The 16,542-nt window shown below is 44.5% G+C and carries 14 protein-coding genes; 5 read left to right on the forward strand and 9 right to left on the reverse strand.

What is annotated here, in order from left to right:
* Nucleotides 1-14: 14 nt before the first annotated feature.
* Genes DYD21_RS01450 through DYD21_RS01465 form a run of 4 tightly spaced genes read right to left on the reverse strand, consistent with a single transcriptional unit; the run spans nucleotide 15 to nucleotide 6,786 of the window.
* A complete protein-coding gene (locus tag DYD21_RS01450; protein WP_116031173.1) occupies nucleotides 15-479 on the reverse strand; it encodes an FdtA/QdtA family cupin domain-containing protein in 465 nt (154 codons plus the stop codon).
* Complete coding sequence (locus DYD21_RS01455; RefSeq protein ID WP_116031175.1) at nucleotides 472-873, reverse strand: FdtA/QdtA family cupin domain-containing protein; 402 nt, start codon at nucleotides 871-873, stop codon at nucleotides 472-474. The genes DYD21_RS01450 and DYD21_RS01455 overlap by 8 nt, the downstream gene beginning before the upstream one ends.
* A complete protein-coding gene (gene rfbA, locus DYD21_RS01460; RefSeq protein ID WP_116031178.1) occupies nucleotides 860-1,747 on the reverse strand; it encodes a glucose-1-phosphate thymidylyltransferase RfbA in 888 nt (295 codons plus the stop codon). Before rfbA ends, DYD21_RS01455 begins: the two co-directional genes overlap by 14 nt.
* Nucleotides 1,748-1,749: 2 nt before the next feature.
* Entirely contained in the window at nucleotides 1,750-6,786 is a 5,037-nt protein-coding gene (locus DYD21_RS01465; protein ID WP_116031180.1) for an FkbM family methyltransferase, read from the reverse strand.
* Between the two features lie 569 nt (nucleotides 6,787-7,355).
* Here DYD21_RS01465 and fliS point away from each other — a divergent pair.
* From fliS to DYD21_RS01490, 5 genes are all read left to right on the forward strand, one after another.
* Entirely contained in the window at nucleotides 7,356-7,679 is a 324-nt protein-coding gene (gene fliS / locus DYD21_RS01470) for a flagellar export chaperone FliS (RefSeq protein ID WP_116031182.1), read from the forward strand.
* Between the two features lie 42 nt (nucleotides 7,680-7,721).
* Nucleotides 7,722-9,125 (forward strand): flagellar filament capping protein FliD, encoded by a 1,404-nt coding sequence (fliD, locus tag DYD21_RS01475; protein WP_116031185.1) that lies wholly within the window; start codon nucleotides 7,722-7,724, stop codon nucleotides 9,123-9,125.
* A 44-nt stretch (nucleotides 9,126-9,169) separates the two neighbouring features.
* Nucleotides 9,170-9,520, forward strand: coding sequence for a hypothetical protein (locus DYD21_RS01480; RefSeq protein ID WP_158551374.1), 351 nt, complete (start codon nucleotides 9,170-9,172; stop codon nucleotides 9,518-9,520).
* A 21-nt stretch (nucleotides 9,521-9,541) separates the two neighbouring features.
* Entirely contained in the window at nucleotides 9,542-9,901 is a 360-nt protein-coding gene (locus tag DYD21_RS01485) for a hypothetical protein (RefSeq protein WP_116031190.1), read from the forward strand.
* Nucleotides 9,902-10,244: 343 nt separating this feature from the next.
* A complete protein-coding gene (locus tag DYD21_RS01490; protein WP_116031193.1) occupies nucleotides 10,245-11,666 on the forward strand; it encodes a sigma-54 dependent transcriptional regulator in 1,422 nt (473 codons plus the stop codon).
* 350 nt (nucleotides 11,667-12,016) lie between these two features.
* Here DYD21_RS01490 and DYD21_RS01495 read toward each other — a convergent pair whose 3' ends face one another.
* The 5 genes from DYD21_RS01495 to DYD21_RS01515 form a co-directional block, all read right to left on the reverse strand.
* Nucleotides 12,017-13,357: a lipopolysaccharide assembly protein LapB gene (locus tag DYD21_RS01495; RefSeq protein ID WP_116031195.1), complete on the reverse strand. Its 1,341-nt coding sequence runs from the start codon at nucleotides 13,355-13,357 to the stop codon at nucleotides 12,017-12,019.
* Nucleotides 13,358-13,441: 84 nt separating this feature from the next.
* Complete coding sequence (locus DYD21_RS01500; RefSeq protein WP_116031198.1) at nucleotides 13,442-14,335, reverse strand: flagellin; 894 nt, start codon at nucleotides 14,333-14,335, stop codon at nucleotides 13,442-13,444.
* Between the two features lie 3 nt (nucleotides 14,336-14,338).
* Nucleotides 14,339-15,697 carry a flagellar hook-associated protein FlgK gene (gene flgK, locus DYD21_RS01505; protein WP_116031201.1) on the reverse strand — a complete coding sequence of 453 codons (1,359 nt, stop codon included), beginning with the start codon at nucleotides 15,695-15,697 and terminating at the stop codon, nucleotides 14,339-14,341.
* A 2-nt stretch (nucleotides 15,698-15,699) separates the two neighbouring features.
* Entirely contained in the window at nucleotides 15,700-16,206 is a 507-nt protein-coding gene (gene flgN, locus DYD21_RS01510; protein ID WP_116031203.1) for a flagellar export chaperone FlgN, read from the reverse strand.
* Between the two features lie 15 nt (nucleotides 16,207-16,221).
* Entirely contained in the window at nucleotides 16,222-16,539 is a 318-nt protein-coding gene (locus tag DYD21_RS01515) for a hypothetical protein (protein WP_116031205.1), read from the reverse strand.
* Nucleotides 16,540-16,542: the final 3 nt, after the last annotated feature.

A 16,542-nucleotide genomic window follows, 5' to 3' on the forward strand; every position in this document is an offset into this window, starting at 1 on the left:
TAATACCTCACTTACTAATTAATTTCTTTGAATTTTAAATACCCATCTTTTTTTCTGATATAATCATATTCATCATACAAAGACGAAGCCAACACCAAACAAGTTGCCCCGGAAGAAAAATTATCCAGTTCACGCCATAAACCCGGCGGCAAATACAAGCCGTAATAGGGCTGCGACAAACTGTAGGTTCTTTTGGTAGTACCATCATCCACTTTTATTTCAAAGCTGCCGCTTACCGCCACAAAAAGCTGTTCTAACTCTTTATGAGCATGGGCCCCTCTTCCTTCTCCACCGGGAATGTCGTACAGGTAATACACTCGTTTAATTTCAAAGGGAATAATCCCTCCTCCATTATTGATAGGAGTTATATGCCCCCCTTGAGTTTTCAATTTAGGCAAGTCGAGAAGTGTACAGTCATATACAGAAGTGTTTTTTGCTTCTTCAATTTTTGATTTGGTTTTGGATATCACATCAAACATATAGCCCCTGATAGGTTTCAAAATTTCTTATGTAATCCTCTTCTGAATAGATATGATCTGATGCGTGAAGCGACAGAGAGTTGGTAGAAAAATTCTCCAGGTGCCTCCAATTTTTAGCCGGCACAAATAGGCCATAATAGGATCGGTTAAGGTGAAATTTTTCTTTTCTACCGTTAGGATGAGTTACCACCACATCAAAACTTCCGCTCAGTGCAACAATAAATTCTTGCTGATTGTAATACGCATGCCCGCCGCGTGTTTCTCCCCCGGGAACGTCATAGGTCCAGAATACCCGCTCTATTTCAAATGGAATCTGGTTTACATCTTCGAAGAACGTGAGATTACCACGTGGGTCTTCCATTTTTGGGAGATTGATGATTTTAACCAAACTCATGGACCACCTCCTTGATTAATAAATTCTCCAGGTATTTCCCATATCCGCTTTTTTTGAATTCTTTTGCTGATTGCATTAGCTCGTCGTCCGAGATCCACCCATTTCGCCAGGAGATCTCCTCCGGACAGGCTATTTTCATACCCTGCCTGTTTTCGATGATCTGAACAAACTGTGCTGCCTCCAGCATCGCCTCATGCGTACCTGTATCCAGCCAGGCATATCCCCGGCCTAAAATCTGTACTCTAAGCAAACCCATGTCGAGGTACGCATTGTTTACCGAAGTAATCTCAAGCTCTCCCCGATCAGAAGGCTCCACATTTTTGGCGATTTCAATTACCTGATTATCGTACATATAGAGCCCGGTTACCGCGAGGTTACTTTTTGGATTCTCCGGTTTTTCTTCAATGGATATTGATTTACTGCTTTCGTCAATTTCTACCACACCAAACCGTCCGGGGTCTTGTACCTGATAGCCAAAAACAGTGGCTCCGTTCAGGGTTTTTACACTTTCTTTCAGTTTAGAAGAGAATCCTTGCCCATAAAAAATATTGTCACCCAGCACTAAACAGACATCTTCATTGCCTATAAAATCTTCGCCTATGATGAAGGCTTGAGCCAAACCATCGGGCGATGGCTGTACTTTATAGCTGAGATGAACTCCCCAGCAGGAGCCATCTCCCAGTAATCGCTGAAAAGAAGCCGAATCCTCAGGCGTTGTAATAATCAGAATATCACGTATACCCGCCAGCATTAATACCGATAGCGGGTAATAGATCATCGGTTTATCGTAAACAGGCATCAACTGTTTAGAAATCCCTTTTGTAACCGGATACAACCGGGTTCCGCTTCCGCCTGCTAAAATGATTCCTTTCATAATTAACGGGCTTTGTCAAGTACGGTTAACAGTCGCTGAGTATAGCTATCAACACTAAAATCTCTTTTAATGATCTCCCGGCCATGGTCAGCAATTTTTTGAATATCAAGGGTTGAACTCTGTAAGTGATTGGCAAGACCTTCTCCATCTATTCCAACAAATGAGATCCCTTTATCTGCACCAAAAACCTCATCTAATAGTGAAGAGTAGTCAGAAATTATAGCCGCTCCACTGGTCATTGCACTCCGTACTCGGCCGTGAACTACATCAGGATAAGTAGGATTGGAATTCAGCACCTGTTTGGATTGCAGATAGAGCTGATCCAGACGATCATTGCTTACCTCGCCAATCCAGTTGATATTCTTGTTTTTAAGTTTTGGAAATAACTTTTTCAGTTCAGCTGAAGCCGTGATCACAATTTTCTTGTCGGAATCAATGTGTTTTAACCCATTGAGTAATCGAATTCTTCGCTCTTTTCGAATATGCCAATCTACTGTACTTACAACCGAGAGCCATGCCTGGTCTTCCTTGCGTTGTACTCCCTGAAACTCATAATCTACACCTGTATGTTCTTTCAGTTTTTGCAAAAAGATTTCGAAAACACTCCCTGAATAATCAGTTAAAGCAGATTCATACATATCCAATCCAACTTTCTTCGCCTTATTTCCAAACCTGGACAAATCTTTAGAAATCGTTGTTTGATTGGCTACATGTTTATGAAGCCCAAGCGGGACTAATAGTTCTATTTCACGATCCTGCGTTAAGGGCACTTTTTTAAGCGAGGCATTATTTGTGATAGCAGGTAGCCTGTCTATAACCTTAACTTCATTTTTACCTTTAAATATCAGATCATACTCATTTTTAATCGACTTACAGCCGGTTATGAGTGTTACATTTTTACCTGCGTTGTGCAACCTGCTCCACATGAATTGGGTGTAGGGATGATCCCCAAGGTAGCCAGTCACCTTCTTATCCAGAAGATCGTACAAATTCCCATTCAGATTCATATCTGCCTGAACACGTAAATCGTATCCCATAGCCCCTGAATAGATTGCCACGGTAGGATCTGCTGAAGCCTTAACTAATTCTTTCACATAATTACCTTCCTGAGCACAAACGAAATCAGTACTGAAGCCTTGATCTCTAAAACTTTTCGATAAACGCTGTGCAAATTTAACATGTATTCCATGTGCTCCTCCCTTAATACCCGGCAGAACCAAAAGAATCTTTTTCAGTTTACCAGATCTATCTTTAGCATTACCGATAGTTTCAAATCTATTTGGTTCAGAATTTGAGTCAATAACTTCTTCTGATACACCCTGTATACTTTCGATATATTTTTCCGGAGCTATACTCCGTTTGGTTAGTTCTATCACCTCCACATTCCCCTCCAACAACTCCAGCATCTTCTTCTCCTGCGAACCACTCAGGTAGGTGCTCAGATCCTTTAGTGAGATCCACGCCTCTACAGTTCGGACGGTGAGCCAGTTTTTAAATTCTGTTTTGATCTCTGTGCGGTCCTGTTCCAGCAAGGGGGGCAGAAATGGAAGTTTCACCTCCATGTTTTTCTGGCCCAGCTTGGTGGTTTCCATCAGTTTTTGCATCACCTCTACCGCTTGTCCCCGCTTGCCGAGAGCATTGAGTACGCGTGTAAGTGTAAATGTCACCTCGGCACCATTCTCTCCACTGTTGTAGAGCTGAACAAGCTGTTGTGCGGCTGCAAGCAACCAAACCCCTTTTCGGCTGCGGCTCTCTTTGTTGCCGACTTCCTCTTTTTCCGCTGCACAGAGGTAGTTAAGTGCCGACAGATAGGTTTGATTTTGCGGTGACAGGCTCTTCTTCTCCCAATCTGCCAGGATATGTTTGGCCCATGGGAATTCACTGATCACACCTTTCCAAACCCCGGCTTCGGGTTCTTCCGGTGTATAACTTTCATCATGAATCCATCCTTTTTCGGATAACTCCTGAATGGTTTCCGGCTTTAGCGCGATCAGGTTCTGCAGATAAGGATCAAGCCCTGTAGCCGCTTCAAACGGTGTGAGCAGCCTGGGCCCCGGAATGTATTCATATAGTGTGTATCCCAACTCACTGAATTGATCAACAAAAGCGGAATTGTTCTTACGATTTTCTCCCATCGCAAGAAGAACCACCGGGCTGTTTTCACTCAGAACCGTTTTGGCACCTTCGATGGCAGCGGCTTCGTGGCCGTTCAGATCCAGTTTTACCAGATCGATCTTGGGTTCCCCTTCAAACGCCCACCAGCTGTCGAGCGTAATCGCAGAAACCTTGTTTTCACCATTTTCATACAGACGATTCAATTCAGGTGTTTCTCCCTCAATCCAGGATCGTTTTCCCGGTTTATTGGAGATAGCTTTTCCGAGCACAGTCAGGTTTTGAAACCCATTTTCAATCTTACTTGTCTCCAGATAGTGTCTGGAGAGATCACCCGGTTCAAATGCATACACATGACCCGTTTTGCCAACAACTTTGGCTGCCGGCAGAGCGTACACTCCAAAACATGCACCTGCATCCACTACGTTCATCCCTTCTTTGAGGTATTCACGAACAAAGTCGTGCTCGGTTTCGTACCACTGTTCCTGTTCCAGAAAGACGTAAGGAGTCAGCAGTTTCAGGTCGGGAGGCGTGCAGACCGTTACGCCATCTTTTGTTTCAATTTTATAAATCTCGGGCTGAGACGTTTTTTCTTCAGGCTTCTCAACCTCTTCGTTCAGGTTATTCACCTTAGAATGGCCATTTGCTGATCCATTCCGGTGAACCCCATTTTCCGCAAGAGATGATTGCAATTCATCACTATCATCCGAGTCGGCCCGAATTTCTGCTTCAAGCTGATCAAGCTGCTTCAAGAGATCATCTGAATTATCCTTGCCTTTAGATATTTCGGTGATTTTATTCAGATCTTCACCCGAAATCGGTTCAATATCAATATGATCTTTCCAGTTCTCTTCTCCCTGCTCATATCCATCTACCCACTGATTCCAAACAGCGCGCATCGCTTTACCAAGATGGGCTCCGAAGCGTTTTCCATCGGTCAGGAGTGAATTTTCTACTTTTTCGCGGAGACTATTTCTGAGTTCAGTAAGTGCATCAAGATCTGTAGTAAGTTCCACAATTTTATCAGCGTACTGCTCCCATGTATCCACGACAAGGTCAGGAAGACCGGCGTTGATCAGGTGAGTCGTGGAATGGCGACCCGCAAATGTCGGCCCCGGTTTGGTTACCACAGGAACGCCCATCCAGAGCGCCTCGCAGGTAGTGAGCCCGCCTGAGTACGGCCAGGGGTCGAGGGCAATATCTACTTCATTATATTTATCCAGAAGCTCATCGTGGGGTGAAGCGCCTTCAAAAATCAGTCTTTCCCTCTCAATTCCACATGTCTTCATCGTTTCGATGATACGTTCGCGCAAGGCTTCTGTATCGTACTGCTTACTCTTCAAAAAGAGGCGGCTTTCAGGAACACGGTTCATCACATCGGCCCACTGCTCTAAAATTTCATTATTTACTTTTGATGGATTGTTGAAACATCCAAACGTGATATATCTATTCTTCTTTGCGGGCAGCTCTTTCACATCCGGCGCATACTCCGGCGGCATGAAGCAGATATAGTCATCCGGCATCCGCACCAATTTTTCGGTGTAAAATTCCTCTTCGCCTTTTGGCGTCTCATAATGGTCTGTCAGAAGGTAATCGACCGACTTCAGACCGGTTGTATTAAACAGTCCTCCCACCCATTTTATAATGATCGGCGCCGGTTCAAGCGCAACGGTTTTCAGGCGCGTATCTGCCGAGTGGCCGGAAAGTTCGACCAGGATATCGATCTCATCCTCGCGAATCATCCGCGCGATCACTTCATCGTTATAGCCAATTACCGGCTGCCATTTTGTTGCTACTTCATGAATTCTTTTCGTTATCTGATCATACTTATTGTTTGCAGTGTAGCAATAGACCTCAAACTGGTCCAATGGCAGATTTTCAAGCGCTTTTGTAATCATCCATCCAACTGGGTGCGTTCTGAATCCACCGGAAATGAATCCAAGGCGAAGTTTTTTGTCGCGGCTCATATCAAACGGAACAGGCCGTTCCGGATTCTCTTTCGGTGCAAAGTGCTGATCCCACAACGTATGCGCCTCAAAAATCTCCTCACGAGTGCGTTCGGGATTGTAATGAATACCCATCAAGTAATTTGAAAGCGATTCAAAGGAGTCTGGCTGATCTTCAAAGGCAATCATATAATGCTTTTCTGATTCATCAAACCGGCCAAGCTCCTGCAGGCAAAGCGCGTAGTTTACACGAATACCACCTACCTTCGGGAAATCCTTAACCAGTTTTTCATACAGATCAATAGCACTATCATAGTTGCCGATCAGCTTGTAGTGTTCAGCCAGAGAAACCCGGGCCAGAAGGTGAAGAGGCTCATCGTTTAATACCGTATATATATGTTCTTCGGCTTCTTCAAATCGCTTCACTTTTTGCAAAACGCCGGCCCTGGCCAGATGTGCATCATGAAAATTCGCGTCCACCTTTATAGCAATATCAAACAGTTCTAAAGCCTTATCTATATCTCCCTGATCATTATATATTTCCGCGATGCGATAGGCTACACTTGCACTTTTGGGATCCAGCTGGTTAGCTTTTTGAAAGCATTTCAGAGCTTCATCCAGCTTTGCCTGTGCACGGTAGATTGATCCAAGATGCAGCCATCCTTTAAAAAAATCCGGCTTCTTTTGCAGTGCTGTTTTTTCGAATTCTTCCGCCAGTTCAAAATTCTCGAGATTAAAATAACAAAGGGATATCGAATGGTGGGTTTCTGGCTGATCAGCCCCCTGTTCCACAGACTCATTCAAAAAACCAAGTGCCGTTTGATACTCCTTTTTCTGTAAAAAGGCGATTCCGCAGTAATGATATACCGGCCATGGTGCATTTTTTCTTTTCACAAGAGGCTGCAATACTTTCATCGCCTCATCCGGATTCGGTTTCTCTTGGTTCAGTAACGCCTGGGCACGGGCAAGTTGTAGTTTCAAAACAGTTCGGTTTGATCGGTTAAATGTTCCGCAATTCTTTCAATCCATCTATTACAATGATTGTGCCGCATGATGCTTTATCCTTTAAGGGCTCTCCTAATCGGCTCTTGCACTCTTTCGCATCTATATTGAAATGGTTCGATCAGGTATTGATCATTGATTGAACGACATATTTTTCCACCTCTGACAAAAATTTTCCGCTATTGAGCCTGCCCTGTCACGTTGCGCTCACTTTATCCGGTTTGACGATTCACCATATCAAGCCGGTTCATCACTATTCTGATTTTTATCTGGTTTGATGATTGTTCCCTCCCTTTTTACATACCTGATCTACCTGATCTATAGGTACTCTCTCCCATCCTTTATTTATTGACACCACGGTTGCTGCCGATAACCAGACTATGGCAATTGGTTGTTCAATCCTTATATCAAGCAGCTAAACAGCATTAAAAGAGAAATATTATAAGTTTCTCATAAACCCTTAACCTGCTTAATCTTTTTTTCACTAAGACGATAAATGGATCAAACAGTGGGTTTTCCACTATTTATATGAACTTTTGAAAAATAACATGCGTAATCCACAACTTGTATATCAGCAGCAGTCCGTAAAAAATGCATCACCTCTCCAATTGGTGGTTAAGATGTATGATCTGGTGATTCAAGCCACCTATCGCGAAGATGAAAAGAAGATACGAGACATACTGTCAACGTTGATCACTGGCCTGAATTTCGATTATGAACCAGCAGACCAGTTATTCTCCCTCTATAGATATTGCCAGGGACTGGCCAGAAAAGGAGAGTTTAGTGAGATTAGAGATGTACTTGAACCATTGCGCGATACCTGGCAGGAAGCTGCAAGTCAGGGTAATGCGGCTGTTACAAAACAAGGGTAAATGTTTACCCGTATTAATCACCGGGATCTTAATTAGTCAACCATGAATTCAGTTCAAAATCTTTTTCGAAGTAATAATCCTTACGAAAAGTTTGTACAGCAGCTCGTACAGCTCGAGAGCCGCCAGAAACTACAGCTTGAAGCTCAGCATAAGGATCAGAATGAACGAAAAACTGCCCTCGGAGATGTCAGTGCATCGATCTCAAAATTCATCAACCAGATAACGGAATATGAAAACCCCGATAGCGGTGCGTTTAAGCCCTTAAAAACTTCATCTTCTAATGAAAATGTTGTACGCGTAAATTCTGCGGCCGGAGTTGACAGGCCATCAAATTTCAACATTACAGTTGACAGGCTTGCAAGTAATGATATTGCACTTAGCCAATTAATGAATGGTGATGATTATGATCTCGCAACACAGGGTGCTGGATCTGTTACAATTACTATTGGCGACAAAACGGAAACGATTACCGTAGAAACACAGCGTGAAAATGTAGATGGGGTAATGGTAGACAAGACCAATAGCGAAATTCTTGATTCGTTCGCTGCTGCCATAAGTGAAACATTTGGGGAGGAAGCCCGGGCAAACGTGTTCCAGGTGAACAACAACCAGGTTCAGTTTTCGATGCAAAGCCTGCAAACCGGATTCGACAACAGAATTCAGATTGATGGCGCTTCTGGTGTACTCGCTGAAGTTACAAACACGATGACCAAGTTGGTACCTGAAGAAGAACTAAATGCACTGTTCACGATTGATGGCGTTACATTTGAAAGGAGTGAAAATATGGTTGATGACGCCATTGATGGTCTTTCATTTTCACTATTGAGCAGCAGTACTGAAACCGTGCAGATGTCCGTACAGCGTGATCTTGATGAAGCGCGTTCAAACATTAATGAGTTCATATCCTCTTTTAACGATATGAACAAAAAGATCCGTGATCGAACGTTTATTGACGGTGATAATAATTCCAGGGGACCACTGAGAAACATGCGGTCGATACGCAGTTTAACGCTGAACTTGCGACAAACTGCCCTTCTGCCGATGGAAGGCGCAGAACCTGGCCAACTGTCACGATTATCTGAAATGGGTATTAGTTTTCAGAATAATGGAACGATGATTATTGATGATGAGGATTTGCTGAACGAAGCTTTGGAACAGAGACCTGACGAGATTGCCGAACTATTTAGCAGCGAATCATCACCCATCGCCCAGATGAAAAATCAGGCAGAGGCATTTACAAAATCGAACGGAATTATTTCTTCGCTCGAAGACGGAGTGGATCAGACGATCCGAAGACTGGATACACGGATCGCACAGCAGGAACGATACCTGGAACAGTTTGAAGATCGTCAACGCGAAATTTTCAACAATCTCCAGCAGGTGATTGAACGGGGCGATGCCCAGTTTCAGCAAGTGATGAGTTTCCGCCAGTCAATGGGATTCTAACGAAACTTTATCGAGCCATTTTCTTTAAATAAATTATGAATAACGTGCAGAAACAACTCGACGAGCTTATACAGAAAAGCAGTTCTATTTTAAACGAGCTCAAAAATGAATCTCCCTCTATTGAGAGGATCCGGGAAACGCTGGATCTGCGGGAGTTAAATATTGAAAAACTGGGCATGATTGCATCCGGTTTTCGAATGGATGAACTCAATGAGAACCAACAACAGATCATCCGGGAACAGTTCGACCGCTTTGCAGATCTTCATGAACAGATTGAAACGGCCTTAAAAGATGAGCTGATAAGGAGCCGGGAGACCCTTACGTCCGCAACAAGACAACGCAAAGCCGAACAGAAATACCATGTGTTGGAAAAGCCCGACATAACACATTTTTAAAATTTAAAGACAGTCACAGTCATGGATATCAAAAATATTTCAAACCACTTGAATAATAACGTGAATGGTAAAGGGCCTGCGGAAAATGGCAGCGTCTCAGCAGACAAAAAAACTTCTGCAAATGAATCAGCAAACAATGTTTCCGATAAAGTTACTTTCGGAAGCTATCACACAAGTAAAAGTGAGGAACTGTTTGCGCGAATAGAACTTGAAAAACTAAATCAATCCTCTTTCGATAAATTGAAAACAATGAAGTCAAAAATTTCAGAATACCAGGCAGCAAAGGAAGTTTCTGATAATGCCGCAAATGAAACCGAAATCGGCAAACTCTTGAACAACCCGGAAGTTTGGGGTGAAATCGCCGATAAAATCATCGGGTAACGATCTCAAAACATTCTTTTATAAACTGACTGACTGTAAACCCGCCCGGCAGCTATTCCTGGCGGGTTTTTTTGTGCACTTCATTCCATTCCTGACTCTTCCGCCGCCATTCCTCTCTCCTTTTTGTTTATTTTCAGTTTAAATTTGATTAGTTTTTTAATTAGCCTTTATTAACATTACCCTTAGCTGTACCAGACACCCCATTTCAGCATCAGAAGGCTGGGAGATTTACTATTTTGAAGTAGACACACCTGAATACTTCACCTATCTGTCAAATTTATGATTATCACTGAAACTGAACCCTTGCTGTTCAGCACCTCAAAATTGATATAAGTTTAATTTTATGAAAGGAAAAATTCTACTGCTCGATGATGACAAGCTTTTGCTCGGTTTTATGGATGAGCACCTTTCATTGAACGATTTCGAGACGGTGGCTTTTGATAACCCGGTAAAAGCTACAGACTATCTGAAAGAGAATGAGGTAGATTTGGTCATCACCGATGTGAAAATGAATGAGATGACCGGAGATGAAATCCTCGCTTTCGTAAATAAACATCATCCCGATACAGGGGTTATCATGATCACCGGCTTTGGAAATATTCAGCACTCGGTGAATGCACTTCGCAAAGGAGCTTACGATTACATCACCAAACCGTTTAAGGCGAAAGAGATCATTTTCCGTGTGGAACGATATTTCACCACCGATCCGGATGACGCAGGACCGGGGAAGCCATCAAAAACCAAACAGGTTCCACGGAAAAAAGAGCTTGAAAAAACGGAGCATGTCAAATATCTCAAAAAAGAGGAGCTGGATGATGAGATGAAATTTGTGGGGAATGATCCGAACATCAAAAAACTGACCCGCATCCTGCCAAAAATCGCCCAAAATGATGCTCCCATCATGATCCAGGGAGAGAGCGGAACGGGTAAAGAGGTTTTTGCTCACCAGATTCATGCCAACAGCAACCGCGCAAAAGCACCCTACATTAAAATCAACTGCGCCAATCTTCCTTCCGAATTGGTGGAAAGTACACTTTTCGGTCATAAGAAAGGGGCGTTTACCGGTGCGATCGAAGACCGTAAAGGAGCGTTTGATGAAGCCAGCGGAGGCACTCTTCTGCTTGATGAAATCACAGAAATTGAAATTAAAGTGCAGGCCAAACTGCTCAGGGTTCTCCAGGAGAAAGAGTTTTACCGGGTGGGCAGCCAAAAACCAATCTCAGCCGATGTCCGGATCATTGCCACATCAAACCGAAATATCGGGCAGGCAATTTCCGACGGTTCGTTCCGCGAAGATCTTTACTACCGATTGAACGTATTTCCGATCTCCATCCCCCCACTGCGCTATCGTAAAGGGGATATTCCGCTGCTGGCCAATCACTTTGTAGACCGCTACAGTAAAAAATACAACGTGGGCGAAAAGGTCATCAGCGATGAACTGATGGACTACCTGATGAACCAGGAGTGGCGGGGCAATGTGCGTGAGCTCGACAATAAAATTCATCGCGGCGTGATTCTGTCGCACGATAGCAAAGAGATCACCACCGAACATATCGACAATCAGCTTTTCTCTAACGTTGATGATGAAATCGGCCGGGAAGTACTTTCTGATCTCCCCCTCATGTCGATCGAAGATATGGAGCTGCATATGATCAAAAAAACGCTTGAACATACACAGGGAAACCAGAAAGAGGCTTCAAAACTGCTCGGTATCTCTGATCGTACTATCCGGAACAAGCTCAAAAATCTGGATGAGGATTCCTGACCTTAGGTACCCATAGGTTTATCAGTAAGAAGGGATCTGTTAACTTTTTACTTGAGATCTATTGATAATGTCTTTTCTAAATGTAAAAAAGCGTCTGTGTAGGTGTATAAAAGCGGAGTTTATACCATACATAAAATCAATCCCCATCATTTCTTCGCAGAGGATCGCGGATTGAATCGCTGAGTTCCGCTGATAGGCTACTGTCCATATATCGCAACTCGGCGGAGTACTTTGCGCAAATCTGCGAGAATAAAAAATCTAAATCATGTATATCGAAGTATTGACAGATTAGATTTCAGCGTTTTGGACAGTTGTGAAATCTAACTAAAATTTTTAGGCCAGATAAGCCCTCAACTCGCAATCAGCTTGCGCGCCCGTTCAATGCGGTTGGTTTTTGTAAACGTTACAATCAGCCGCCTCCTGTATTCCGGGTTATCGGAATAGGCATCATACAGCTCTTCATAAATCTCGGATGCGTACTGATACCAGCCGTTGTTCATAAACAGGCTCATGTAGTCGTTGAGCTCTGCAGTCTGACGCCCGCTCAACTCGCCGGGAAAATCTCCATCAAACATTGCTTCAAAGTAGAAAATTGCCCGTTCCCGTTTTTCAAGCTCGATGGAAAGCATCAAAAGCTGGCGAAGAACATCGGTCTCCACTTCACCCCGTGCATCGGAATAGATCTCTTCGTAATAGGCGAACGCTTCCTCTTTGAATCCGGCTTTCATCGCCAAATCACCCAGCCGGGTGAGCGTTTCCGTTTCGCCGATGGCAATATCGAACGAGGATCGTGTGGTGGTGTCGAAGTGTTGATGGTACTCTTTCAACACATTATAGGCATCGCCCCATTTTTTATTCAGCTGGTGGATCCGGAACTGGATCAGGTAGGGAACCCGCTGGGCCGGCTCCGCTTCGATCGATTTTTCTGTCAATTGCAAGGCTTTTGGCCATTTGTACTGCTCGGTATAACAGCGGGCAAGTCCGTTTACGGCCCCCAGGCGATCGAAAGGCAGCAGTTTTTCGGTTTTTAACACTTTCCGGTACTGTGCCGATGCCTGCACATAATTCCGTTCATCCATCAGGCGCTCGCCCTGCAGCAGAAAGACTTTTGGAGAGACATTTTTCACCGACATCTCTTCAAGCGGATCGATCGAGATAAGGCCATCCCCTGTTCGATCCAGAATCAGCGGCCGGTCGTACAGGTGAATTCCGTTTTCCATGATGTATGCCGTGCTGTCGGGCAGGTGCCGGCCAGCGAACGGTGATTCAGCATCTGAATGCACCAGGCGTACCTGGTATACATTCTTTTCCGACTTTTCATCTTTCCGGCTGATACTTGCCGGAACCCACGTTTTCGGGTCGAGATCGTTCTGTTCAGGAATCAGATAAAAACGTATATCCTCGCCCTGCTCCAAAAAAAGGACCCACTCCCGGTTTGATTTTACCAGAAGCTTGTTCCAGGCATCTGCTTTTCCCATCACTTCGGGATCGTATGAATGCCATGCTATAGATTGCTTTAAATATTCGGGCTTTTTACCCGCAGATAGTATTGTTAGTCCGGCAAACCGTTCGGCAAGCCGCTGTAATTTTTCGTGATTTACGTCCGCTGTATTCGAAATGTGCAGAACACAATCGATCCAGGAGTAATCGCGAATATACTCCCCGTTTTGTTGAAAATTTTCTGAAGCCATAGTTTTTCCCCGGTAGTGTTAATTCTCTCAGGTGAGAGTAAATCAGACTGCAGGCAGCTGATCAATTATTTTTCTTCTCTTAAATTAAATGTAGTGCAGCAGTGAGTTATTGAACATGGTGCTGTGAACCGCCATGGCTGATTCAAACGCAACCTGAATTCGCTGGAGTTCAGAAAATGATTGAGCGTAATCGGCGTCAACAAGCTCACTCACATCCGATTTTTGATAAATTCTTGCAGATTCATACTGTTCGAAGATATACTCCATCCGGTTGATGTTACTGCCCAAGCGAGAGTTGAGCGTCACCACATGCTCTATTCCGCTGTCGATATCATCAATCATCCCGCTCAGTACTTCCCTGTCATCATTTCGAAGTGCCTGCTCGATGTTTCCAAGAATTTCAAAAAGATCTCCCGCTTCCGTATCACGGAGTTCAGTGCCGCTCACGCTCAAATCCAATTTCACACCATCCGCTACTGATACCGTTGGTGCAGTGTTATTGCTGTTATTTTCCACTCCACCCGGAGCTGCCGCCTCCTTTTCAAATGGTTTTTCTGCACTGTTGGTGCCTGCAAAAAGAAATCGGTCACCGGAGCTGCGGTTCAGCGTAAACACCATGCTGTCGCGGATACCGGCGATTTCATCTGCCATGTTACCGCGTACTTTTGCATCTGCGGAGTCGTTTGCTCCCTGAGTTAAAATCTGTTTGACGTCGATCAGACGATCGATTGTTTCATCGAGCGCTTCCTGCGCCTGGCGTCCCTGCCGAAGGCCGCTGCTGATATTTTTCTGATACTGCTCTTCTTTGCGAATATTCTCCTCAATAATTCGGCTTCGCTGGAAAGACGTAGGATCGTGCGATGGAACGCGAACGTCCTTCCCGCTGGAAAGAGCCGATTGCACACTCCCCAGTTCAACGCGGTTTTTATTGATATCCCGCATAAAGTTGCCGAAAAGTATTTTCTGTGTAACTCGCATAGTTTACCTCATAACGCTTAAGAGTGTATCGTACATATCCTGTGCGGCGGCCATCACTCGCGCGGCCCCCTGGTAGGCATTTTGATATTGAATCATCAGGCTGAGCTCTTCATCCACATTCACACCTGCTTCCTGCTCCTGCTGTATCTCCAGCATATTAATTTCAGAATCGCGAACTTCAATGCTCGATCGCAGCTCACTCAGGTTACTCCCCGGTGTGCTGATCAGGTTTACGGCATAGTCCACAATCCGTCGCCCCCCGATGATCGGCTCACTTCTCAGATCGGCAATCTGTGCGGCAATTTCCCCGTTCCCGGCTTCGCCAGCTATTGCGGATGCAGCGATGTGATTCGCATTCCCACGTATCGCTTCGTTCACCTGAATGTTGGATGCATCTGTGAATTCAGAATTGAAAAAGTTTCGTGCGGTATCGTCTTCCAGACCAAAACCCTGGCTGTGAATCGCATTAAATTCGTTCACAACGGTTGATGCAATATTGTTGAGCTGATCTTTCAGATTTGGGATTTCATCCTCGTACATCTGGATTTCAGCGCCCAGTTTTCCGCCTTGCGGATCGATAATCTTACCGCTGTCGAGGCGAATGCCAACTGATTTATTGACGTCATTTATTTCGGGTCTCAAAACCGAAGCTTTGTTTTCATCCAAAACCATAACTCCGCCGATACGAATCTGAAGTGCGCCTTTCTCCGTTACCTGGCTTTCAAAATCCACGAGTCCGGCAAGCTCTTCCAGTTTCTGTACCTGGATATCGAGACTGGCGTGATCCGGTTTACCGGATGATTCACCCTGCGTGATCGATTTGTTCAGACCTTCCAGGTCACTCAGCAGATGGTTGATATTTGATGTTGTTGTAACAACTGAATCTTTTACCAGGTCGCTGGTGCGGTCTACGTTCCGGCTGATATCGGCGAGTTTGCTGGTAAGCTGCTCCGCCTCGGTGATGAGCGCATTACGGACCGTCAAATCCTGCGGATCGGCTGAAAGCTCGGAAAAAGTGTCAAACACTCTGCCGATTCTCATATCCAGATCACCTCCCGAATCGGAGGCCATAGACGCCTCAAGCTGATCAAAAATTTTCGCCTTCTCCTTCAGAAAGCCCATATCCTGACGTTTTTCATTCATCAGAACATCGGTCATTTCATTCCGCATACGGGTAATGGTGGTGATGTTGACTCCCAGCCCCGAGTGAAACCCGGTTTTCTGCATCCCTACGGGAGATTTATCCACCCGCTGGCGGGTATAGCCCGGTGTATCGGCATTAATAATATTGTTGGATGTAACCGCGAGCGAACGTTCCGCTGAACGAAGGCCGCTTTTAGAAATCTCTAAGAGTGTTCTCATTCCTACACTTCCTGGTTTATGGCTACGCCTGAACGGACTTCTGATTTCTGGCCGCTGGGGCTGTAATGACTATTTTTATTATTGAACAGGCTGTAAAATGAATGCATAAGGTTAGCATTCCGGTTCAGCGCAAACTCAAGCAGATCCACAAGCTGCTCATTTTTCCGCTGCAGCAATTTTGTGTTCTGGGAAAGTTCAATCTTCCATCGCTCAATCTGTTCTGCCTTATCCGGAAACATGCTTTTAAGATTGGTAAGCGTAATTTCCGAATCTTCTCCGGTCAAATTTTTTCGGAGTTCGTCCAGAAAAGCACGTTCATGTTTTTTATACACGCCCTGAATTTCTGACTGCTTTTCCGTCAGTTCTTCAATTTTTTGGGGAGATGATGAAATAATCGCCTGGATCTGCTCTTCCATCACATAAATGAGCTGTTCTGATGTGGTTTTCAGACTTAATACGAGTGAATCGAGCTGCTGAATGGGTTCTGTATAGGTCGTGTGAGTTTGCATGATTATATATAAAAATTAGATGTTGCTCTTCTTTTGGTCCGATGAGGATGACTGGTCCCAGTATTGCGTTACCAGGTCGGCCATTCCAAGTTTTCGTTGTGCTGCAAGTTCACCTGCAAGAGCATCCGTGATAAACTCACGATACAGACTGTTCGACTGACCCATTCCACTGCCATTATCGGACATCTTGAAGGAATCTTTAGTCATCTCATTCACAAGGTGGCGTGCAAAAATCTCCTCAAAATCGGTGGCAGCCTGTTCCTTCCGGATCTCATCCGAACGGTTTTGGCTCACCTGGTTTTGAGCGATGTTTAAAAAGTTTTCAATATTCATCTA

Source organism: Rhodohalobacter sp. SW132, assembly GCF_003390325.1.
In the GTDB taxonomy this organism is placed as follows: Bacteria; Bacteroidota; Rhodothermia; order Balneolales; family Balneolaceae; genus SW132.

Bases quoted from the DNA above. Each gene is read 5' to 3' on its own strand.
- flgK (WP_116031201.1), bottom strand. From the start codon at position 15,697: ATGAGAACACTCTTAGAGATTTCTAAAAGCGGCCTTCGTTCAGCGGAA.
- rfbA (WP_116031178.1), bottom strand. From the start codon at position 1,747: ATGAAAGGAATCATTTTAGCAGGCGGAAGCGGAACCCGGTTGTATCCG.
- DYD21_RS01450 (WP_116031173.1), bottom strand. From the start codon at position 479: ATGTTTGATGTGATATCCAAAACCAAATCAAAAATTGAAGAAGCAAAA.
- DYD21_RS01515 (WP_116031205.1), bottom strand. From the start codon at position 16,539: ATGAATATTGAAAACTTTTTAAACATCGCTCAAAACCAGGTGAGCCAA.
- fliD (WP_116031185.1), top strand. From the start codon at position 7,722: ATGAATTCAGTTCAAAATCTTTTTCGAAGTAATAATCCTTACGAAAAG.
- DYD21_RS01500 (WP_116031198.1), bottom strand. From the start codon at position 14,335: ATGCGAGTTACACAGAAAATACTTTTCGGCAACTTTATGCGGGATATC.
- DYD21_RS01455 (WP_116031175.1), bottom strand. From the start codon at position 873: ATGAGTTTGGTTAAAATCATCAATCTCCCAAAAATGGAAGACCCACGT.
- fliS (WP_116031182.1), top strand. From the start codon at position 7,356: ATGCGTAATCCACAACTTGTATATCAGCAGCAGTCCGTAAAAAATGCA.
- DYD21_RS01490 (WP_116031193.1), top strand. From the start codon at position 10,245: ATGAAAGGAAAAATTCTACTGCTCGATGATGACAAGCTTTTGCTCGGT.
- flgN (WP_116031203.1), bottom strand. From the start codon at position 16,206: ATGCAAACTCACACGACCTATACAGAACCCATTCAGCAGCTCGATTCA.
- DYD21_RS01485 (WP_116031190.1), top strand. From the start codon at position 9,542: ATGGATATCAAAAATATTTCAAACCACTTGAATAATAACGTGAATGGT.
- DYD21_RS01495 (WP_116031195.1), bottom strand. From the start codon at position 13,357: ATGGCTTCAGAAAATTTTCAACAAAACGGGGAGTATATTCGCGATTAC.